The 20,642-nt window shown below is 52.8% G+C and carries 18 protein-coding genes; 8 read left to right on the top strand and 10 right to left on the bottom strand.

The window, feature by feature from the left end; all coding sequences use genetic code 11:
* Nucleotides 1-7: 7 nt before the first annotated feature.
* Complete coding sequence (locus MFFC18_RS21820; RefSeq protein ID WP_075083766.1) at nucleotides 8-1,459, bottom strand: sigma-54-dependent transcriptional regulator; 1,452 nt, start codon at nucleotides 1,457-1,459, stop codon at nucleotides 8-10.
* 296 nt (nucleotides 1,460-1,755) lie between these two features.
* Nucleotides 1,756-2,235, bottom strand: a complete 480-nt coding sequence (locus MFFC18_RS21815; RefSeq protein WP_075083767.1) for a PA2169 family four-helix-bundle protein — start codon at nucleotides 2,233-2,235, stop codon at nucleotides 1,756-1,758.
* 284 nt (nucleotides 2,236-2,519) lie between these two features.
* On the opposite strand from MFFC18_RS21815, the gene MFFC18_RS21810 reads away from it, so the two are divergent.
* Both MFFC18_RS21810 and MFFC18_RS21805 read left to right on the top strand, forming a co-directional pair.
* Nucleotides 2,520-3,002, top strand: a complete 483-nt coding sequence (locus tag MFFC18_RS21810; RefSeq protein WP_075083769.1) for a Dps family protein — start codon at nucleotides 2,520-2,522, stop codon at nucleotides 3,000-3,002.
* A gap of 90 nt (nucleotides 3,003-3,092) precedes the next feature.
* Entirely contained in the window at nucleotides 3,093-3,641 is a 549-nt protein-coding gene (locus MFFC18_RS21805) for a hypothetical protein (protein WP_075083770.1), read from the top strand.
* A 60-nt stretch (nucleotides 3,642-3,701) separates the two neighbouring features.
* Here MFFC18_RS21805 and MFFC18_RS21800 read toward each other — a convergent pair whose 3' ends face one another.
* The 4 genes from MFFC18_RS21800 to MFFC18_RS21785 form a co-directional block, all read right to left on the bottom strand.
* Nucleotides 3,702-4,922, bottom strand: a complete 1,221-nt coding sequence (locus tag MFFC18_RS21800; RefSeq protein ID WP_075083771.1) for a DUF2254 domain-containing protein — start codon at nucleotides 4,920-4,922, stop codon at nucleotides 3,702-3,704.
* Complete coding sequence (locus MFFC18_RS21795) at nucleotides 4,903-5,865, bottom strand: PP2C family protein-serine/threonine phosphatase (protein ID WP_075083772.1); 963 nt, start codon at nucleotides 5,863-5,865, stop codon at nucleotides 4,903-4,905. Before MFFC18_RS21795 ends, MFFC18_RS21800 begins: the two co-directional genes overlap by 20 nt.
* Before the next feature lie 100 nt (nucleotides 5,866-5,965).
* Nucleotides 5,966-6,697, bottom strand: coding sequence for a PRC-barrel domain-containing protein (locus MFFC18_RS21790; RefSeq protein WP_075083773.1), 732 nt, complete (start codon nucleotides 6,695-6,697; stop codon nucleotides 5,966-5,968).
* A 31-nt stretch (nucleotides 6,698-6,728) separates the two neighbouring features.
* Nucleotides 6,729-6,908 carry a YqaE/Pmp3 family membrane protein gene (locus MFFC18_RS21785; RefSeq protein ID WP_075083774.1) on the bottom strand — a complete coding sequence of 60 codons (180 nt, stop codon included), beginning with the start codon at nucleotides 6,906-6,908 and terminating at the stop codon, nucleotides 6,729-6,731.
* A 339-nt stretch (nucleotides 6,909-7,247) separates the two neighbouring features.
* Between MFFC18_RS21785 and MFFC18_RS21780 the strand changes: the two genes are divergently transcribed.
* From MFFC18_RS21780 to MFFC18_RS21760, 5 genes are all read left to right on the top strand, one after another.
* On the top strand, nucleotides 7,248-7,424 hold the full coding sequence (locus MFFC18_RS21780) for a DUF1328 domain-containing protein (protein ID WP_075083776.1): 177 nt from the start codon (nucleotides 7,248-7,250) through the stop codon (nucleotides 7,422-7,424).
* Between the two features lie 136 nt (nucleotides 7,425-7,560).
* On the top strand, nucleotides 7,561-10,416 hold the full coding sequence (locus tag MFFC18_RS21775) for a hybrid sensor histidine kinase/response regulator (RefSeq protein WP_075083777.1): 2,856 nt from the start codon (nucleotides 7,561-7,563) through the stop codon (nucleotides 10,414-10,416).
* 153 nt (nucleotides 10,417-10,569) lie between these two features.
* Nucleotides 10,570-12,054: an SDR family oxidoreductase gene (locus MFFC18_RS21770; RefSeq protein ID WP_075083778.1), complete on the top strand. Its 1,485-nt coding sequence runs from the start codon at nucleotides 10,570-10,572 to the stop codon at nucleotides 12,052-12,054.
* Nucleotides 12,055-12,287: 233 nt separating this feature from the next.
* Nucleotides 12,288-13,232 carry a formate/nitrite transporter family protein gene (locus MFFC18_RS21765; protein WP_075083780.1) on the top strand — a complete coding sequence of 315 codons (945 nt, stop codon included), beginning with the start codon at nucleotides 12,288-12,290 and terminating at the stop codon, nucleotides 13,230-13,232.
* Entirely contained in the window at nucleotides 13,225-13,851 is a 627-nt protein-coding gene (locus MFFC18_RS21760; RefSeq protein WP_075083781.1) for an exopolysaccharide biosynthesis protein, read from the top strand. The genes MFFC18_RS21765 and MFFC18_RS21760 overlap by 8 nt, the downstream gene beginning before the upstream one ends.
* A gap of 40 nt (nucleotides 13,852-13,891) precedes the next feature.
* Here MFFC18_RS21760 and corA read toward each other — a convergent pair whose 3' ends face one another.
* The 4 genes from corA to MFFC18_RS21740 all read right to left on the bottom strand — a co-directional run bounded on the left by corA (nucleotide 13,892) and on the right by MFFC18_RS21740 (nucleotide 19,431).
* Entirely contained in the window at nucleotides 13,892-14,974 is a 1,083-nt protein-coding gene (gene corA / locus MFFC18_RS21755; RefSeq protein ID WP_075083782.1) for a magnesium/cobalt transporter CorA, read from the bottom strand.
* Nucleotides 14,971-18,687: a mechanosensitive ion channel domain-containing protein gene (locus MFFC18_RS21750; RefSeq protein ID WP_148619039.1), complete on the bottom strand. Its 3,717-nt coding sequence runs from the start codon at nucleotides 18,685-18,687 to the stop codon at nucleotides 14,971-14,973. The genes corA and MFFC18_RS21750 overlap by 4 nt, the downstream gene beginning before the upstream one ends.
* 126 nt (nucleotides 18,688-18,813) lie before the next feature.
* On the bottom strand, nucleotides 18,814-19,155 hold the full coding sequence (locus MFFC18_RS21745) for a histidine triad nucleotide-binding protein (RefSeq protein WP_075083784.1): 342 nt from the start codon (nucleotides 19,153-19,155) through the stop codon (nucleotides 18,814-18,816).
* Nucleotides 19,156-19,167: 12 nt separating this feature from the next.
* Nucleotides 19,168-19,431 (bottom strand): hypothetical protein, encoded by a 264-nt coding sequence (locus MFFC18_RS21740; protein ID WP_148619038.1) that lies wholly within the window; start codon nucleotides 19,429-19,431, stop codon nucleotides 19,168-19,170.
* Nucleotides 19,432-19,619: 188 nt separating this feature from the next.
* Between MFFC18_RS21740 and MFFC18_RS21735 the strand changes: the two genes are divergently transcribed.
* The gene (locus MFFC18_RS21735) at nucleotides 19,620-20,627 is read left to right on the top strand and encodes a hypothetical protein (RefSeq protein WP_148619037.1); all 1,008 of its coding nucleotides are present in this window, start codon (nucleotides 19,620-19,622) and stop codon (nucleotides 20,625-20,627) included.
* Nucleotides 20,628-20,642: the final 15 nt, after the last annotated feature.

The raw sequence follows: 20,642 nt of genomic DNA, 5'->3' as shown, positions 1-20,642 counted from the left end.
ACGAAGCCTAGTCGACAGAGACGACCTGTTCGATAACGATGCCCAGAGAGCGAATTTTGTTCCTCAAACTTCCACGCGTGATGCCCAGCATCTCTGCAGCTTGCGATTGATTGCCGGACGTTTCGCTCAGGATCTTCGTGATCAGTTTACGTTCCATCATCTCCAGCGTCTCTGCGTAGATCTCGCTTGAGCCTTCGTCGATTCGAGCCTGAACGAAATCCTCGACGCCATCCGATTTTTCTGACGCTGCTGGAGTGAAAGAAACCGACGCGGCGGTGCTGTCGCTGCCTCGCTGAAGTTCACCTCGCAGGTTCTCTGGCACGATCACCGGTCCGGTTGCCATCAACAATGCATGACGGATTACACCCTGAAGCTCACGTACGTTTCCGGGCCACTGATAGCCACGCAGCAACTCCATTGCGTCGGGGGAAATGCCTTCGACGTTCTTACCCAATTGTTTCGACAATCGACGAATGAAAAATCCGATCAGCAGATCAATATCTTCGCCGCGTTCACGCAGCGGAGGAAGATGAATTTCAAACGCGTTGATTCGGTGATAGAGATCCAGTCGGAATTCGTTTTCCTGAATCATCGCCTCAAGGTCACGATTCGTCGCAGAAATAATCCTGGCGTCGGTTTCAATTGTTTTCGTTCCGCCGACTCGTTCGAATTTCTGCTCCTGAAGCAGGCGCAAGACCTTACTTTGAAGCAACGGTGACATGTCGCCGATTTCGTCCAGGAAGATTGAGCCATTGTTACATTGTTCAAACTTTCCGACGTGTCGTCGCTCCGCGCCGGTGAAAGCACCTTTTTCGTGGCCGAACAATTCGCTTTCAAGCAACGTTTCTGACAACGCCGCACAGTTCACCGCGAGGTAACATTCCTCGTTACGTTGGCTGTGTTGGTAAATTGCACGAGCAATCAGTTCTTTACCTGTACCGCTTTCGCCGCGGATCAGGACAGGAACCATCTGAGCCGCCACGCGACCAATCTGTTTGTAGACTTCAACCATCTGCGGGCTTTTGCCGACCAGCTGGTCACCTTCTCCAACCGAGATCTCGCTCGATTCCTGGATTGTGACGGGAGCCCGCATCAGCCGCCGCGTGTTGAACGCACGCTCGACGAAATCCTGGACCTGCGTAATGTCGAGAGGTTTGGTGCAGAACTCGTAGGCGCCAAGCTTCATTGCCTCGATCGCTGTATCACTGTCGTCCATCGAGGTGATAAAAATGACGGGCATTCGTGCATCGATCGCGCGGATCTTCTTCGCCAACTCAAGGCCGTTCATTTCCGGCAACATGATGTCGAGCAGACAGACGTCGATATCGCCCTCAAGCAGGATCGAAAGTCCTTCTTCAGCAGTTGAAACTGTCGTCAGATTTACGTCAGCGTCCTCGAACGCTTTCTCGATCAACCGGAGCACTGTCCGATCGTCATCGATGGCTAAAATTTTTGGCATACCGCCCCCTTTCACAAATATATTATCAGCAAACGGCGTCTTTTGCCTGTCGCCAAATGTGCAATTTCGGGGATTACTTTCTGTCGCCAGTTTCGTATCCATCGTCCACACTTCGATCTTATACCACGAGAAATTTGCAAGGAGAAACGAAGCCTCCCGTAACGAGCTTGACGGGGTAGATAATCGCCAAGTCGCTGCGCGAAAAAAGCCGCCCACCGGACGGCTTATTGCCGATTTCGGCAAGCCATTGCCAGAACGGCCCGCGATCGCGGGATTCCGGCCGGTCGTTGCGCAGATTAAGCGTTCTGGTAAGCGTTTCGCAGAGCCAGAATTTGGTCGTGGCCAGACTTTACGGTTTTGTAATATCCAAGCAGCTTGTCGTTGATCGGATTGCCTGCAACTTCTGGCAGAACACTCTCAAACTTGGCCTTCAGCGAATCTTCCGCTCGTTCAGCTTCGATCAAAACAACTGTTGGATCTCCGGAATTCAATCCGGCACGGAAGTTTGTCCAGCAGGTTCTCAATGACCCCAACCACGTGCCCTCTTCTTCGGGCCGCTCATCGGCAAGCGTGATGAAGCCACCGATGGTGTCGTCAATGTTCTTGCGATCGTCCGCGATTTTGCGGAAGACATTCTTGACGTGATCATCTTCAATCGAATCAGACGCCTCGCCGAGATACTTAACGCTGTCGGTTAGTGCGTACATCAATTCCTGTAGTGAATCAACGGTTTCCTGTTTCATGTTTTGGGCTGATGTTGCAACTCGGTCTGTCATGTTTAAATCCTCCAAATGAATAATTTGTTTCAACAGGAGGGCACAGTCGCATCTGGCGTGCCAACGGCCAATCAATGGAATTCCAGCCACAAAACAGCCATTTCGCCGGTTCGGATGGTTTGGGTCAGTCCAGCTTGGTCGCACGGAGGCCAGTTTGACGAGCCCGATTCAAGGTGCATGAGCGCTTTATGGGTTGGCACCCTGTTTGCACTGATCATCAGTGACGCCCGAAATTGTTTGGGCGAAATCAACTCAAAACAAACCCACCTAATTTTGGACACGACATGACTACTAAGTTTAAACGCAACGTTCTTGGTGACGACAGTTCAACGGACGAAGTAAAAGCCATCCTTCAAAGCAGCCTTGAGACGTTGATCGATTTGGCTCTCTCGCTCAAACAGGCTCACTGGAACGTCGTTGGTCCCAACTTTCGTAGCGTTCATCTGCAGTTAGACGAAATTATCATCACGGTCCGAGAGGCAACCGACGAAATTGCTGAACGAATTGTCACGATTGGACATTCCCCGGATGGCCGCGCGGCGACCGTTGCTGCAGGATCCGAACTTCCTTTGTTCGAAGACGGGTTCCTGAAAGTCGACGAAACGATTTCGGCTGTCGCTGACCGTATGAAGTGCACCGTAGACCTGCTTCGTACGGGAATTTCCAAAGTCGGTGAACTGGATCCCGTCAGCGAAGATTTGCTTATCGGAATCAGTGCACCGCTGGAAAAGCATCTATGGATGGTTCAAGCTCAGGAAGTGCGTTAATCCGCAACACGAACCGAGTGATTTTGCCAATTTGCCGACAATGCCGTTCGCGGCTGATTTTTTACCAGCAACACTTAGTGAAAGCTTCCCATGCAACCGAAAACCAACATCGAACCTGAACCCGGCGAAGATGCCCTCGAAGTCGTCGTCGGAGTCTTCAACAGCCACGAACAGGCAAGCCGTGCGGCTGCTTCGGTTCGTGATCCCGACCTGAAAGTTCAGCGGGTATCTCGCACTGATCCGACGGCTCCGAACGAAATGCCGGAGATTGTGTATGACGATATCGAAGAAGTCAGCTCGAACGAAATCGCCAACGGCGCGATGATCGGTGGAGCCATCGGCGCAGGTTCAGGCTTGCTGCTGTTCGCCATTCCCGGTTTGAATGTGGCAGCACCAATCGCCGGTGCCTTGGCCGGTGCCTGGATCGGAAGCGTGGCCGGAATTGACGAAGCCAGTCGCGGTATCGAGCTCCCGAATCAGATCGACTATCGGAAAATGCTGGCTCAAGGCAAGTCATTCGTAGTTGTCGCGGGCGATGAAAAAGCGCGATCGAAATGCGGCATGCAGATGGTGGAACTTGGCGCTGAAGACGTACATCAACATCCACCGATCGCACACGCGATTCGGTCTACTGATTGATCATTGGCTGCATCGACATTCAGCACATAAAAATTTAACCATGCGAATTACCGCATGGTTTTATTGTGCGCTAAGCCAATCTTTGGCAACAGCGATTCGATTGGAAACCATTGAGTCGTCGCTTGCGTACTGCAGGATCACATCCAGCGAAACGGCGACGCATTCTTCAAAAGAAACCGGCAACGCGATGACTCTGAGCTTACCGTCTTCCGACAATCGGTATTTGCTGGGAAGTTCTCTCTTTTTGAACGTCATCAATGCAGCGTGAATTCGGTCAACGCAATTGACGGCCGTAAACGGATCGTTAACGCCCGGTGAAAGTGCCCGGACGGCGATATCGACCAGCTCGTTGAACGCATGCCGGATGTCCTGCAAATGAGTTCGTTCGGGGCCGACAATCAAACTGTCCTGAATCGACTTCGAGATGTCTTCTCTGAACTCCTCCGTCGATCGTTCTGGATCGATTTCATGCCGCCAAATCTCCACCAGAGGACGTTCGTTAAACAGAAAGTCTCCGGGCCTGGCGAGAAACCGAATCGTCAGACTTTCCTGATTGGCGAGGTTCATGATCGTTTCGTCTTCCATCGCCTGTAGGTATCCGACTTTTCCGCAATTGATCAATAGCAGGCATTCCCCCAGCTTTTCTTCGGCCGATTCCAGTGCTGATTCGTCGAACTGTCCGGCGTCGTTTTCCTCGGCATGTTCGCCGATTCCGGCAGGGAAAAGGCGTTCGATCGCTTCGTCGAGATCATCCGCGGAATGCTGGATAACGTTAGGCGCTTGAATCGCGAGCGACATGTCATGGATGTAGTAAACCAGCGTAGCGAGACACACCACGGTCAGCATAATTCCAACCACCACCGATGCGGCGGGAACGAAAGCCTGTCCGTCGATCTCGCGAATCGATGCCAACACGAGTATGCAAAACAAACTGGTTGAGACGAAAATGCCAAGCGTGAAATGCGTTGTAGGCCGGTTTCGATAGGTACGAATCAACCGCGAGCCGAACTGAGAAGAAGCAAGCGACAACGCCACGATCGTGATCGAAAATACGACGCCAGTCGTTGATACCATCGCTCCGACGATCGTCGACAAAATAGAACGGGCTGCTCCTGGTGATAGCTCAAGAACCGGGAAAGTGTTGACGAATCGTTTGCCGTATGTCTCATCCAAATAGATCATGCCAAAGGCAGCACCGGTGGCTAACACCATCAGTAGCGTAGGCACGAACCAAAAGCTTGAGCGGAACTTGGACCATGTGTTAAGGACGCGGGTGTACATTCGTTTTGGCAGTCTCAGGGGTGGCAATAGCAGCGGCGGTTCGGCTGGCGTCGGCGAGTTCACTACTTTCTACTCGCGGCTCTCGGAATCTGGCAAGGACGGCAGTAATGTTGTCCTCGCCGCCACGAGCGTTAGCCACTTCGACAAGCTGATCACAGATCTCACTCGACGGACGATCCAGCTTGGTCATTTCGAGCAGTTCGTTGTCCTGGATGTGACGCGTAAGTCCATCCGAGCACAGCAACAGTGTATCACCGATTGCCAGTTCGGACTTTCTGATCTGGGGCTCAAGCGATGCGCTCGTTCCACCAACGACGTTCCAGAGAACATTCTCCATCGGATTTCGTGACTCAGTCGGGTTCACGCTGCCGACATTTTGCACCTTCAACTCATCATCCTGATCACCAGGAACGGATCGGGCGAGCTGTGCCATCGTGTGATCGGTTGTCAGTTGACTGATCGAACTGCCGCGGACGTGATAACAACGGGTGTCGCCAACGTGCACAACGTATAGCTTCGGCCAACTGATGTAAGCCATCGTTAGCGTGGTTGCCATACCACGGCGATCCGGAATCGCTTCGGCCTCAGCGGCGATTGCTGTTTGACTGTACTGGAAAGCCTGTTTGAGTTCCGCTTCCAGCGACTCCTCGTCCTCTTCACCAATGCGGAATAGCCAGTCCATCGAATTTAACACATAGCTCGCAACACCATCGACGGCCAGAGTACTGGCGCGCTCTCCAGATTCATGCCCTCCCAAACCGTCCGCAACGAGGAGTAATTTCCCCTGCGAGCCGCCGAAAAGACGCGTCTGTCGGCTGAGGCCGAGACTTGTCTGATGTACTCGCATCGACTTGTTCAGGTCAGCGATAAGAAATTGGTCCTCATTTACCGGGCGTATCTGGCCGAGATCCGATTTGCCGAAACAGTCAATATTAATGGACATCATGTACCTCAAAATTTGTCGGTGATTTAAAGGTCACCAAGAGCTGTGCATTGAACAGCGGGTTGGAAAATTGGCTGTGGGCGTCGGGCCAAGGGCAAACTCAGGAACGATCCGGAGATGTATGTTGCATTGTCGGCATGGACTGGCTGGAGATCATGTTCGCGCTGCCGTTCGATGTGGGAGCGTTTGGCAAGCGTACATCTTTCGCAAGTTTTACGACGACTTCACGGTTCGACCAATGCACTGATTCGATTTGCGAAGTGGAGAACATGGAGGGTTGGTCCTGCGACCATGTCCGCGGATCGGCCATCGCAAAACTGACAATCCAGGAGTTCATTTTGACAACCAAGTCCTGGATTGAGCCAACCGAATCGTCGCCAGATTTGATGCGGTAGCCACAGATCTCTTTCGCGCTCCTCAGATTCGTGCTGCCGTTCTCGTCGACAAAAGACGTCGCTTCGTCGTTAGCCAACTTGTCCATACTCCGCGCAGGCAACACTGCTCGGCCGAGCCAGTAAACCGGCCATCCGTAGTATTCGACAAGCGCTTCTTCGTAGCGTCGACAAGCGGGTTGATCGTCGTCGAGCAAAGGGCTCTGCATCACCTGTTGAGCACTCAAGATCGTAGCGATCATGTTGTTCTCAATATTGACGCCTTCGATGGCCGCGGGTGCGATCAGTATTCGTCTTGATGAAATCGGGCTCTGGATGTCAACGACGAGGTATCGAACGATCCACTCGTCATCTTCGACAAGTAGATCTGTAACTTTGCCGATGACCCCGTCAGTAGTAAATAGTTTGCAATTCTTGATGTCTGAAAATCGCTGTTGCATGACTTTTGTGCCTCCTGGTGGTCTGGTGGATTTACGCGATTGCTTTATCGGGTTCACTGGCGATTACGTAAACAGCGTGGCAGAGGCCGGGAATGTAGAACAGCAGCGTCAGCAGCAGGTTGAGCCAGAACTGTCCTCCGAATCCGACTTTAAGAAAAACGCCGACAGGTGGAACGAGTACAGAGAGTGCGATGCGAATGAAATCAGCCATGATTTGAGCTCCTCGGATTTGATTTAAAATGAATAGTGCGATGCTTTGTGCGAAAGACAAGCGGTTGCACGCAGCATGCCAAAAGGCGAAATCGCAGCAAGGTACCCTCTTTCGAACGGGGAAAATCGACAAAATGGCGATTTCAATGGTCGCTTATGGGACGTTATGGTCGTTCTGCAACCAGTTGCATATGAGTTTGCAACCGCCTCGCTCCAGCCCGAACACGTATTCTCGAAGTCGAAAGTGCTCTGGTGAAAACTTGCCGTCACGGTCCGGTTTGGCATGCCGGATGCTTTACGGAGATCAGATCAAACTTCAAAACGAATCAAAGGAAATACTATGTTACGCCTGGCCATCGCACTGCTCGTCCTTTCACTGCTGTTCGCCATCTTCGGATTTTCGGGTATCGCAGCGAGTTTCGCCGGCGCCGCGAAACTGCTCTTCTACGTTTTCATCGTACTGTTCGTTATTGCAGCGATCGCCGGGGTCCTCAAAGGGAAATCTCCTGTCGTCTAGTGCTGCCGGCTTGCTCGGGTTTGCGGGCAAGCTTTTTTTACTCGCACTCGTGTCTTCGCGGCGAGCAGCCATTGTTATCATGTGGTTTCTGCTTTCGCCATTTTGCTATCCGAAATGAATCGTTGGACTTTCCTTCATGGTCGAAGACTCTTCTTTCAAGGACTCCCATGGCCAGCTCACCAACATGCTGGATTCGATCGCGGCGGGTATTTACTGCATCGATTTGGATGGCCGTTGTACCTACTGCAATGCGCGCTGTGTCGAACTGTTGGGCTTTGACTCGAAAGACGAAATGCTCAACCAGGCGGTGCATGAGCTGATCCATTTCGCACATCGCGATGGCAGCCCGTATGCGGTTCAAGATTGCAATATCTATAAATCGTTCACCAACAACCAAAATGTACATGTTGATGACGAAGTGTTCTGGCGAAAGGACAAGACGCGTCTGGATGTGGAGTATTGGAGCTATCCAATTCGGGAAGGCGACCGAATCACTGGCGCGGTGGTCAGCTTTGTCGACATCACGCTGAAACGCACCGAAGCCGCCCATCGAAATCAGTTGGCCTTGTTGGTTGAAACTTCACGTGATGCGATTATCAGCAAGAACATGTCTGGAGTGATTTCCAGTTGGAATCAGGGTGCGAAAGAAATCTATGGCTACGATGCGGAAGAAGTCATCGGCCGACCCGGGACGATGATCCTTCCTCGCGGCGTTGACGAGGAAGAGCGCGAAGTCCGGGACGCACTTCGCGATGGTGTCGAGCTGCTTCAGTTCGAGGTTAAACGACAGCGAAAAAACGGACAGATCTGCGACATGTCGATCACGGTGTCTCCGCTCTATGATGCCGATGGGGAACTGGTGGGTTGCTCCAGCATCGAACGCGACATTACGGAACGGCGTCAGTCTCAGGACGCGATTTTGCGGGCGATGACGACGGCTGAAAAAGCCGAGGAGATGGCGAACCGGGCCAACAAATCGCGCACCGAGTTTCTCGCCAATGTGAGCCACGAGCTGCGAACGCCGATGAATGCAATCCTCGGCATGCTAAACCTGTCACTCGAAGAATCGCTCGATCCGATCGTTGCGGATTACCTTGGTGTGGCGAAAACTTCGGCAGATTCGCTGTTGGAATTGGTGAACGAACTGCTCGATTTCACGAAGATTGAGTCAGGGAAATTCGAGATCTCTAACGAGCCGTTCGACATTCGAGAAATCGTCAACGTACCCGCAAAGGTTGTCTCTGGCAGGGCGAGCGAAAAGGGCCTTGAGGTGCTTTGCGAGGTCGATAGCAATGTCCCGAGTCGTCTTATCGGAGACGGTCGACGGATTCAGCAGGTCCTGACGAATCTGCTCAGCAACGCGGTCAAGTTCACAGAACGCGGTGAAATCGTCGTTCGTGTCGATCTCTCACGCGAACTACCGTCGGAAGTCCGTCTGCGATTTTCCGTGTCGGATACCGGTGTTGGAATTTCGCCTGAGGATCAAACAAACGTCCTGCTACCGTTCCAGCAGGCAGACATGTCCTCGACGCGAAAGCATCACGGTACGGGGCTCGGTCTTTCGATCTGCCGAGAGTTGGTGGCCTTGATGGGAGGCCGGCTGAGAATGAAGAGTAAGCTTGGCGAAGGCAGCAATTTTTACTTCTATCTTTCTCTACCCGTTGAGGACGAGACTAAACCGGCCGATCAACTTCCGACAGAACTCGTTGAAGACATGAAAGTTCTGATCGTCGACGACAACCCGACGAATCTTCGAATTCTCGAAACGATCTTTGTCAGTTGGTCGATGCAACCTTTTGTTTCGACAAGCGCCGACCAGGCACTACGGATTCTTGAAGAACTGGAATCGCAAGGCCAGAAGATCTCGATGGCATTCATCGATTCGTTAATGCCGCAGACTGACGGATACGACTTGGCGGAACAAGTGGTCGAAAAGAAAGGCGAGGATTGTCCGCCGATCGTGATGATGCAGTCAGCCGCTGACATGGGGATGTATTCGGATCGAAAGACGGATGCTCCTGTCGCACATTACCTTACAAAGCCAGTCTCACAGTCAGAACTGCTCAACGCCGTCGTGGACACACTTGATCTATACTCCGGAACATCGCTGACGGTCGGTTTGAAATCTGCCGGCGTTGAGACGAACCGCCCAATCTTGCCACTGAAAATCCTGTTGGTCGAGGACCTCGAAGCCAACCAAAAGGTGGCTCAGGCGATCCTCGGCAAACGGGGGCATCAGGTTCTTGCCGCATCCAACGGCCGCGTTGCAATCGACCAGATTCAGTCGAACGAAATCCAGTTCGACGTCGTGCTGATGGATGTGCAAATGCCAGTCATGGACGGATTCCAGGCAACGGCCGCGATTCGCGCTCACTCCGATCCAGCCATCGCGGAAACACCAGTTATCGCGATGACCGCGCATGCGATGCAGGGAGATCGCGAAACCTGTCTTGCGGCGGGGATGGACGCGTACATTTCGAAGCCGCTCAATGCCAAAAAACTGGTTGAGCTCGTGGAATCAATTGCATCAAAACCGGAAGCGTCCGAAAACAATCTTGCGTCAGATCGTTTTGGCGGGCAAAAAAAGAACGATGTAAATCACGCGAAACATGTCCAGAATTCTGTGGGGGCAAACGATGATGAACAACGCGAATCCGTACCAACGTTGGTGGACTATGAAACGTCGCTCAAACGGTTAGGCGGAGATGAAATGTTGTTTAAGGAGTTCGTGCGAATTTTCCTCGACGACTCGCCGGCGATCCTTGAAGAAGTCATGCAGGCGGTTTCGGACAATGACCATGCAGAGCTCGAAAAATCAGCTCATGCTTTAAAAGGGCTGATGCTGAACTTTGGTGCAAAGCCTTGTTGCGATTTGGCATTGCAGTTTGAGCGGGCCGGACGGAATCAGGAAGTCGCGTCAGTTGCCCAGTCGAAAGCACAGCTCAAAAGTCTGTACGGTCAGCTTTGCGACGAGCTGGGCAATTGGAGTTAACGGGTCGCCGCTGAGAACGGTCATTGAAATGCGACTTCCGGACCGTTCTCGCAAATTCGTTCATTCGCTTTGTTGATTTCTTGGATTCATCCCGAGCGATTTACTTTGCCAGCAAGTCTTCATTCCTGGCGTTTTCCCAAACCAGTACCTTCCATGAATTCCCAGACAAACACGAGCAGGAAAATTCTGCTGACAGGAGCAACGGGCTATGTCGGCGGGCGATTGCTGCCGCGATTGGTTTCGAGGGGGCATGATGTTCGTTGTCTGACACGTCGCGAATCTGGTCGAGAAAACTTTAATCTGGATGAGGTTGAAGTCTCTGTTGGGAACGTGCTGAACATGGACTCTCTCTTGCAGACGCTGGAAGGAATCCATACGGCGTACTATTTCATTCATTCGATGGGAGACAGTGAAGACTTTGAGAAGACCGACCGCAAGGCTGCCGAAAACTTCGCGGAGGCCTGTTCTCGGCAAAACGTCAAGCGAATCGTATACCTTGGCGGGCTTGGAAATGAAGCTGATGATCTGTCAAAGCATCTACGTAGTCGTCAGGAAATTGGAGACGTGCTGCGAACGTCGACGGCTCAGGTCGTCGAGTTTCAGGCTTCGATCATTATCGGTTCCGGGAGTCTCTCGTTCGAAATGATTCGGGCGTTGGTGGAACGTTTGCCCGTAATGATTTGTCCCAAATGGGTTCGCGTTTTGGCTCAACCGATAGCGATCGAAGACGTATTGGCCTATCTCGTGGAAGTCCTTGATAAACCCGTCAGCGATTCGAGAATCTACGAGATCGGCGGCCCGGATGCGGTTTCATATGGTGACATCATGCAGCGATACGCTGATCAACGCAGACTGACCCGTTACATGATTCCGGTGCCTTTCTTGACGCCCTATCTTTCGAGTCTGTGGCTAGGGCTGGTGACGCCCCTGTATTCTCGCGTCGGGCGGAAATTAATTGACAGCCTGCGAAACGAAACGCTGGTCACCGATGATTCGGCTGCACATGAATTTTCGGTTGTCCCACGCTCAGTCGACGAGGCAATTTCTCGCGCGTTGGTCAACGAAGATTCCGAGTTTGCAGAAACCAGATGGTCGGACGCTTTCTCGTCCGGCGGCGAGCAGAAAAGTTGGGGCGGAGTTCGGTTCGGATCGCGATTGGTTGATTCGAGGTGTCGTGAAGTGCCGCTGACTGCTGCAGAAGCATTCGCACCCATCCGCAGAATCGGTGGATCGACCGGTTGGTACTACGGAGACTGGTTATGGAAGATTCGAGGCTTTATGGACTTGCTGGTTGGTGGCGTTGGAGTCCGTCGAGGACGTCGAGATCCAGAGAACGTTCGGTCAGGTGACACGCTGGATTTTTGGCGAGTCGAAGAAGTCGTGCCCGATAAATTGCTCCGGCTCGCGGCAGAGATGCGAGTTCCGGGACGAGCGTGGCTGGAGTTCGAAGTTACCGAAGAGGAAGGCAAAACAACGGTTCGACAAACCGCAATCTTTGACCCTGTTGGATTGTTCGGGATCCTCTATTGGTACTCGCTATTCCCGCTTCATGAGTTTGTGTTTCGCGGCATGCTGCGGAACATTTGCAAGGCAGCCGTTGGACATGCCGAGCGTGTTGACTCAGCCAAGGCAGCGTGAACGCGCTTGCGCCAGTTTGGGCTTTTTGTGATAATGCGAAGTCGACCAACTTGATTGTTCGACGACCAGATTTCATCATTGAACCGGTGGGATGCCGCTGATTTGCGGGGTTTTTCACCAATCGCTGCTCAAAAATACTTTTGGCACACGCTTCGCTTTATCGAAGATTGGTCTGCGAGAGTCCAGTTTCGCGGACACAACGATATTCGATTACGCAAGCAACTGAGTCCACTTTGAACACGTCAGAAGAAAAGCCTTCCGCCCAAGACGGTGGACCCGACAACGAAGGCATTTTATTGCCCGGCGGCGAGATCATCAGCACTCCAGTGCCTGAAAATCAACGGAAAGAAGAACGGCAATCGGAAGATCAGGACTTCGTTCCCGTCATCATCAAACGCACTGACGAAAGGCGTCGTCATCCGGATGATGCGTTGGAATATGCGATCGAAGAAGGTCTGGAACAAATGGGCCGACCGACGTTGTCCTTGTTACTGTCCGCGGTTGCCGCGGGGTTGATCGTTGGATTCTCAGCGATGGCAGTGGCGGTTGTTTTGACCGCGACGACGGAGTTGAATGCTTCTCCAGTTGTCAGTCGAATCGCGACCGCGTTCGTCTATCCGCTGGGTTTCGTGGTTTGTATTCTCAGCGGAGCACAGCTTTTCACTGAACACACCGCGACCGCACTCTATCCTGTACTCGATCGAAAATCGAACGTGTCTTCGTTGATGCGTTTGTGGGTGATCGTGATCGTCGGGAATCTGATCGGCGCGCTGGCCTGTGGCGGGCTGCACTTTCTTGCCGCGGACGTCGTGCACGCCAAGGCCGGCTACTTGGAAATCGGACATCATCTGACAGAGTTCTCTACCGGGTCGCTGTTTGTAAGCGCGGTTCTGGCCGGGTGGTTGATGGCTCTGGGAGCCTGGTTGGTTGGATCGAGTCCACGGACAATCGCTCAGATTGCGGCGATCTATATCGTCACGTTTTTGATTGGAATTGGGGGCCTTCACCATTCGATTGCTGGATCGGTGGAGATGTTTGCGGCGATGTTCTTGAGTTCTGAATTCACGCCTTTAATGTCGGCTCGTTTCATCAGCACGGCCCTTGTCGGAAACCTGGTCGGTGGATCCTGTTTTGTTGCCCTTTTAAACTATGCTCACATTCGGCGGACCAATGAATAAGCCAAACTTGCCAGACAAAAATAATGACAGTTCCGATTCTGCTCCGGACAGTTTGTCCGGACTGCTGACACACTTTGTCGATACGACTGAAGGGCAGGACAAAGTAAAAATCGTCCACCTTTTGGATTCGCTCGACAGCCGAAGCCACGGGCCGATGTTGTTGTTTCCGGCGATCATCGCCATCTCGCCGATTGGGATGGTGCCCGGGATGAGCGTCATTACCGGGACGTTGATCATTCTGATCGCGGGGCAGATGATGTTCTTTTCCGGAAAGCCATGGATTCCGGACAAGCTTGAGGACTTCGAGTTTTCACGCGAGAAGCTGACGTCGGGCGTCGAGAAAACAAAGCCTTGGGTGAAGATGTTCGAGAAAGTCGTCTACAACCGGTTTGAGTTTCTGGCCGGCGGTGCAGTGATCTATCCGATCGCCATCATCTCAATTCTGTTGGCACTGTCGTTTTATCCGCTGGCGTTCGTACCTCTTGGCGTTTTCGCGCCGGGATTCGCGATCACCATGTTTGCCTTGGGGCTGACCGCTCGCGATGGTCTGCTCGTGGCGTTCGGCTTTGTCTTGACCGCAGTGGCGATTGGGATGGTCTGGTTTGCGTGGCCGTTTTGATTCAATTCAGTTGAAACGGTGGCGGACTGGAGGCTGAGGGCTATGTACCGAACCAGCCTCGAGACCGAAACCACGCAAGCAGAGAAACTGCGACCGCGGCCATCGCGCCCAACGCCGCGAAGTATCCAAGCTTCCATTTCAGCTCAGGCATGTACTCGAAGTTCATCCCGTACAGTCCGGCGATGAAGCTGAGCGGGATAAAAATGGTGGACACGATCGTCAGCGTCTTCATCACATCGTTCGTCCGGTTTCCAATCAGGGCCAAATGGTAAGAACGCAAGTCCGAGCAAATTTCACGATTGGTCTCAATCGTTTCGCCCAATTGCAAAGCGTGATCCATGCAGTCATTCAGGAACAGTCGCGTTTGCGCAGAGAATCGCGAAGGCTCACGAAGAATCCGACTCAACATCTCACGATGAGGCCGGATGAGCCGTGCCAGGCTTAGCAGTTCGCGGCGGACTTGGTGAACTTCAATTGCCGAGACCGTGGTTTCATCTTTCTGTAACGCGTCATCAAAATCTGTGACTCGATCGCCAAGCTGATCCACGATCGGAAAGTAATGGTCGATCACGCTGTCGATCAACGCATAGACCAAATAGTCATTGCCACGCTCGCGAATCAGACCCGACTTCTCCTTCAGCCGGCGACGGACCGGGTCAAGGCAGTCGACTTCGATTAGCTGAAACGTGAGCACGAATTTGTCCATCAGAATGATGCTGAGCTGTTCCGTTTCAATTCGATTTTCAATATCTGCATCGAAGCGAGCCATCCTCGTAATAAAGTAATCGTACTCTTCAAAATTCTCGTACTTGGCTCGCTGATGGATATTGTTGATGTCTTCCAGCGTCAGTTGGTGAATGTTGAACGTCTTCCCGATGAGCCTGATCAAATCAAGGTCCGCCAGTCCGATCACGTTTATCCAGACGACATCGAAAGCATCGCACTTGGCCACCAGACGCTCGATTTCTGTTTCTTCCCAGACTTCAAAGCGGCTGCTCGAATAGGCAATCACCTCAACCGAAGTTTCGCCTTCGTGGTGCGATACCAGCGTGCCTGGAGGTGCTCCCGGTTGTGATCGGTGAGGAGCACGTTTTCGGGAACGAGTTACTGCTTTTCGTCTCATTTCGAATCCATTCCATGAGCGGCGCTGTTCCCTTTCGCAGACGCTGATTGCCCGGCTGTGCGTGGTGCGTCGCCCGGCAAACCTGTTGGGCCGGGAAAGTACCGGGCGACGTCGTCGTCGATGGAGCGTAAGTTGAGGTCACGCTGAGGGAACGAGATCTCAATTCCGTTTTCGGCGAACGCCGTGTTGATTCGCATGTGGAGCGAGTCAACGGTCGACAGGCGACTATCGATGTCTCCGAGGAATGTGCGAACAACGAGGTTCAATGAACTGTCAGCGAACTCTTCAAACGTAATGCTGGTCGCCGGTTCTTCCACAATACTGCGATGCTCTTTGCAAATGTCGAAGATAATGCGTTTTGCTTTCGCGACGTCTGAACCGTAAGCGATACCAACGGTAAGCTGAATCCGGTTGATGGCGTCGCTTAACGTCCAGTTGATCAAGCGTCCTGTAATGAAGTCCTTGTTGGGGATCACGTACTCCTTGCGATCCCAGTTGACGATCGTGGTTGCTCGGGTGCGAATCCGCGACACCACACCCGTGAATTCATCCACCGTGATCAGGTCGCCGATACGCATCGGGCGCTCAAACATCAAGATGATTCCTGCGACGAAATTCGCAAAGATCTCCTGTAGTCCGAAGGCCAGGCCAAACGTCAGTGCCGTCACCAGCCACTGAATGCTGGTCCAGTTAATGGACAGTGTCTTTAACGCTAACGCGGTGCCGATGATAACGATGGCGTAGCTGAACAGGGCCTTGGAGGCGAAACGCGCGGACCGATCCACCGGCAACTCGTCCAGAAACAGCATCTCGAACGCATTGGGTAGATTTCGTGCTGCAAAGAACGTCAGTAGCGAGATGACAATGAACACGAGGAAATCCCGCAAGGAGACACCGTCGTTCTCGGGCGGGTCGAGCAAAATCATGGGCGCCGAAGTTTTTGCTTTGGTCGTTTCCGTCGTTGAGCCGCCATCGTCCAGCGGATCCGATGGCGCTGAAGGTTGTGTTTTCTCGTCGGTTCCAGATTGAGCCGAAGAGCTTTCAGCAGGTTGCGGCATCAGAGCGGATAACCCGGAAGCGTCAGTTTCTGCCGACGCTGTCTGTGTCGTTTCCCACAGCTTGTACTCGTCGAGCGCTTTTAACGCCGGCAAGACGTCGCTCCATACCAGCCAAAGTCCAATCAGCCACGCTGTCCAGCCAAGCAATCGTATCAGCTGATTGGCTTGTCCGGCGTTCTCCGCGATGTCAACTTTTTCGAACTGCAAATCGGCCAGTGACTCCGACGACATCACCGGATTCATATCTTCAACTTCTTCGCCGGCTTCGATTCGTCGCTTCCGCTCAGCCGCTGCTTTTTTGCGAGCTTCTTTTTCGGCTTCGATTTCAGCAGCCCGTTTTCGCCTTGCACTTTCAATATGTGCCGCCCTGCGTCGAACCAAAACGAATCGACGGATCAACGCACGGATCAGCTCAACTGAAACCCCGAAGGCAAACGTAAAACACAGGCATCGCGTCAGATTGATCGCGGTGTAGTAATAGCCAACGATCGCCAGCAGCGCCATCGAAACTGGAACCAGCAAGATCAATGTGAACCAGGTTGCAGAAGTCTGGTTGGCCCACGAGTTTTCTCGCCGTTTCAAATACTGGCTGAAGATTCCAGTCGCTGGCGAAAAGATTCGATGAACCAGCAACGTTGTTAGCAGCATTGCAATCACGAACAAAATTCGCTCGGGCAAGTCGACTCGATGAGCGGTGTCCAGTTGAATCAAGAGGCTAACGGCAAACACGAGCATCGATGCCGGCAGTACGTACCAGGACAGGTGTCGTTTCAGCTTGCCGACGGCTTCATCGGGCCAATCAAAATGCTTGGGAGCCAGTCCATTTTTTCTGCAAACGCGGCGCAGGACTTCAAGCGGCAGCGCAAACAAACCCGCGGTGACCAGCGCGTTCGCGAGGCCTTCAAAAAGCACGCTTCCCGAGTGCATTGTTTGCCGAAAACCCAAACCGGCTCCTACGGCAATCAGCGGAATCGTTACCGAGATCAACAGCGTAAGAATCGCAGCTCTCCCGGTCGGCCAGAACGTCGCGCAAGATCCACGGCTTGCCGTCACTCCAAACGCATCGACTCGCCGTCGCATGCGAGAACGCAGCACCAACAGCGCGATGATCAAAATCGCTCCCGGACCGAACAGCCACGATCGTGACCGGAAAGAATGCAGAGTCAGTTGGTGATTCTGAACCCAGTCTTTTGGCGAAAGTAAAACCTTGTCGGCCTCGTCGATTTTCAGTTCGCTGAACAGAAGTTTGTTGGATCGCAGCCACAAAATTCGTTCATTGATGTAGTCGTTGAACCTTGAGACAACATCGGACAATCGGCTGTTGTTGGTTTCGATATCAAGGTAGCTGAGGAACAGTCGATCCAGAATTTTGTCCAGCGAACGAAGCGATTCTTTTCTTCTCTCGATCAGCTGTTCCACCGGTTTTTCAAGCTTTTCCCAATCTTTGAGGGCAATTTCCCTGCCTGCGGCGACTTCCGTTTCCTTGCGAATGGTTTCCATGGAAAGCTCGGCCAGCTGCTCTGAAATTTGAAAACGATCGAACTGAATCTCTTCAATCTTGTCCCGATTCAAGCTGACCTGCTGTTGGCGTTTCTGCATGCTCGGCAGTTCGGATTTGCGTTTTCGCAGCATCGCCCCAACGGTGTTGGATCGTCCTATCGCGCTGATTCGGGCCTGCGTGTCTCGATACTTGTCCCGCACATCGACCAATTGCTCCAACAGACTCCTGTTCTGCTGAGCCGCGTCAGCAAACTCTTTTTCGCGTTTTTGATTCTTGTCCGCAATTTCCACGTTGAGATCTTCGCTCGAAGCCAGCAGTGGATAGTTTTCGCGGATTTGAGAAGCTTTCTCGGAAGCCTGTGTGGCCATGTCCCGAGCTTCCTTTTGACGCAGTGTTGCGATCGCATCCGTCAGCGTTGTGTTGGATGCTTCCAGCTGTTTGATCTGCAGCCCGACCAATTCGCTTCGCTGTTGATCAATGTCCAGCTGTTCATTCACGACCGACCATTGATTTTGCAGCTGCAGTTTTTGCCGTAGCAATGACAGTCGATACAAGGCGACGCTATTTTCCAGTTTCGCCAGCCGCTCGGGAATCGAATCACCGACCGGAGTCGTGGTTTCGGTCGCCTGTTCTTTTCTGGCATCGATGTTGGTCAATTCCTGCTCGATCTTTTGTCGCGATTGGACGACGTTGGCCATCGCGGTATCAAGCTGCGTGCTCTCTGTGCGCAAGCGACTGAGCTCGGCTTGTACTTCAGCCTGTTTGGCCTTCAGTTCAGCCAGGTCGGACTTCGCCAGATCCTGCTGTGCTTTTGGGTCGGCAGATTTGAGCTCTGCAATCTCGGCTGCAAGCTGCTTGCTTCTTGCGTCCGCGTTGCTAATTTTTTCCTGAAGTCTCGCAATCTCGCCCGCAGTTTCGGCTGACTGAGTGATGGCCGCATCGATCGCGCTGACTCGCTGTTCGAGCTGCGACTTGTCCGCCGTTTCAGCCGGTAAAAGCGCGATGGCTTCGGCGAGTTGCGATGTTTCGCGTTTAAGCTGCGAACGCTGATCAGCTTCCGGTTGTTGCTCTGCGTTCAGTCCGTTCGAAAACGCAATGACACACAGTATCCAAACGCAGAATCGTGAACTTTTCTCAAGGGTGTAGTGGCTCAAGGAACCTGTCTCGTCAAACACTTGGAGATGGAATGCCGCAGGGGCAATCCCTGCATTTGACCATCAGAAAGCATTCAATCGACCTCAACAATCCCGATCGGCACGATTGTCGAGAATTGGCAGCGGCTATCCCGGCGGCCAGCCCAAAGCTCGACCACCGAGAATGTGAAAGTGCAGATGGTCAACGGATTGACCTCCGTCGGCGCCGCAGTTGGCAACGATCCGATAGCCGTTTTCCAGATCGAGCAACTCGGCGACCTCGTGGACTTTCACCAGAAGATGACCAGCGACATCGCGATCATTTTCGGTCAACGCCGCAACGTTCTCAATCTCCTGCTTTGGAATCAACAGCACATGCACCGGGGCCTTGGGCTGGACATCATGAAAGGCGATGCACAGGTCGTCTTCGTAGGCGATGTTGGCCGGAATTTCCTTGTTGATGATCTTCTTGAAGATGGTGTCTGGCATGACGTGTCCTGTCTAAAAAAGGCCGTTGAGCACGACTGCTTCGTCTGCGATTAGCTGAATGATACCGCCCCGGACGGAGTACGCGAGGCTGTTGTCAGAGTTGATCAGTCCCGCTGAAAACTCCTCGGAGACCCTGCGGCCTTTCCGGTCGACCATTGCATCGCGACGAATCTGATCGTTGACTTTTTCGATTGCCGCTTCGTCAAGACGACTCAACTCGGAATGAGTGACCGGGCAGCGGAGTAGCTCGATGACCGAAGGAGAGAGTTCATTCATGGAGAAACCTGAGGCGGAAGTGGTCTGACCGACTTTGAATCCAGATGATAGCACTTTGGTGAAATTCTGACATCGCCGGGCGGCAAATTCGTATTGGTGAAAAACGAAGTCTGTATTCAAATGGCTGCCGCCATGCAAATGGCAATGCCATGATGGCACAGGCAGTTCGCAGAGCTAAGGAGTCTGAAATGACAAGGATGTTTCGAATCGCGTGCGTTTCTATCGTAATTCCTGCTTCAATCTTATTCACGTCGATCACGACGCAGGCTCAACAGGAGCTCGCGGAGAAACCGACGCCCCCGGTTGATCGCCTCGCACTGCTTGGTGAAGTCTACCGGGGCCCCGTCATCGTGACGCCGACGACATCGAACCAGCCCGTTCCATTTTCGATCTCCACGATGTCTGGAGATCTCGTGCCACCATTCGCGGCCCATCCTCTTCTCGAGGAAACTCAACCAACTTCGGCAGAAGAGAAAGTCAAGTTTGAGAAGCGTTCACCGTCCGATGTTGATGACTCGGAAAAAGTTGAGTCTATCGACGACTGTTGCCGCGAACTGACAGAAATGATCGCGGGCAATCTTGAAAGCGAAATCAGTCTCGATGCCAAAAAGCGAATGATCGAGACCGCGCTGAAGATGGTTGCTCAAAACGTGGCTCTCAAAGCAGAAGCTAAAATCACCAAACTCAAGGCAGAGCATGCTCTTGAGATGGCACGGATGCAGGGCCAGATGAGTCAGATGCGTTCGATGAGCAACGCTGCGGAGCAGATCAATCAGGTTGCAGGTCCGCTGAACCAAATGCTGCAAAAGAATTATCAGCAGGCAGTGGCGATGAATCTTGGCAACCAGCAACTCGCCCAGGCACTTGCACAGCTCGGCTATCAGGGCCTCGAAAACAACAGTCGCCTCGCTCGCAACAACCGACAACGTATCCAGCTGACTACGCCGCCGGAACAAAATCAGAATCAGGCACGAAGTGAAGGCCAGTGGCGATTCGAAGGGCTGGCCGATCAAGTTTCACGACTGCAAATGCAGCTTGAAGCCCTCGACAGTCACAAGACGAATCGAGTCGAACGAGCCGCCTACAACCAACCGTTGCAGCCTCGCCGTCAGCCACTTGAGCCGATGCCTTCGCGGCAAAAGAATCAGTACTTCAACGACAACGAGTATCAGTCTGCTCCTCAGTGGCAGCGATAAAGGGAACTACTGTCG

Origin of the sequence: Mariniblastus fucicola (genome assembly GCF_008087665.1) — a bacterium.
GTDB classification, from domain to species: Bacteria; Planctomycetota; Planctomycetia; order Pirellulales; family Pirellulaceae; genus Mariniblastus; species Mariniblastus fucicola.
This window is presented reverse-complemented; position numbering and strand designations above follow the sequence as displayed.

Coding starts and splice junctions, on each gene's coding strand:
- MFFC18_RS21740 (WP_148619038.1), bottom strand. CDS start 19,431: ATGAATGAACTCTCTCCTTCGGTCATCGAGCTACTCCGCTGCCCGGTC.
- MFFC18_RS21760 (WP_075083781.1), top strand. CDS start 13,225: ATGAATAAGCCAAACTTGCCAGACAAAAATAATGACAGTTCCGATTCT.
- MFFC18_RS21805 (WP_075083770.1), top strand. CDS start 3,093: ATGCAACCGAAAACCAACATCGAACCTGAACCCGGCGAAGATGCCCTC.
- MFFC18_RS21770 (WP_075083778.1), top strand. CDS start 10,570: ATGAATTCCCAGACAAACACGAGCAGGAAAATTCTGCTGACAGGAGCA.
- MFFC18_RS21815 (WP_075083767.1), bottom strand. CDS start 2,235: ATGACAGACCGAGTTGCAACATCAGCCCAAAACATGAAACAGGAAACC.
- MFFC18_RS21785 (WP_075083774.1), bottom strand. CDS start 6,908: ATGGCTGATTTCATTCGCATCGCACTCTCTGTACTCGTTCCACCTGTC.
- corA (WP_075083782.1), bottom strand. CDS start 14,974: ATGAGACGAAAAGCAGTAACTCGTTCCCGAAAACGTGCTCCTCACCGA.
- MFFC18_RS21780 (WP_075083776.1), top strand. CDS start 7,248: ATGTTACGCCTGGCCATCGCACTGCTCGTCCTTTCACTGCTGTTCGCC.
- MFFC18_RS21745 (WP_075083784.1), bottom strand. CDS start 19,155: ATGCCAGACACCATCTTCAAGAAGATCATCAACAAGGAAATTCCGGCC.
- MFFC18_RS21735 (WP_148619037.1), top strand. CDS start 19,620: ATGACAAGGATGTTTCGAATCGCGTGCGTTTCTATCGTAATTCCTGCT.
- MFFC18_RS21790 (WP_075083773.1), bottom strand. CDS start 6,697: ATGCAACAGCGATTTTCAGACATCAAGAATTGCAAACTATTTACTACT.
- MFFC18_RS21775 (WP_075083777.1), top strand. CDS start 7,561: ATGGTCGAAGACTCTTCTTTCAAGGACTCCCATGGCCAGCTCACCAAC.
- MFFC18_RS21795 (WP_075083772.1), bottom strand. CDS start 5,865: ATGTCCATTAATATTGACTGTTTCGGCAAATCGGATCTCGGCCAGATA.
- MFFC18_RS21800 (WP_075083771.1), bottom strand. CDS start 4,922: ATGTACACCCGCGTCCTTAACACATGGTCCAAGTTCCGCTCAAGCTTT.
- MFFC18_RS21820 (WP_075083766.1), bottom strand. CDS start 1,459: ATGCCAAAAATTTTAGCCATCGATGACGATCGGACAGTGCTCCGGTTG.
- MFFC18_RS21810 (WP_075083769.1), top strand. CDS start 2,520: ATGACTACTAAGTTTAAACGCAACGTTCTTGGTGACGACAGTTCAACG.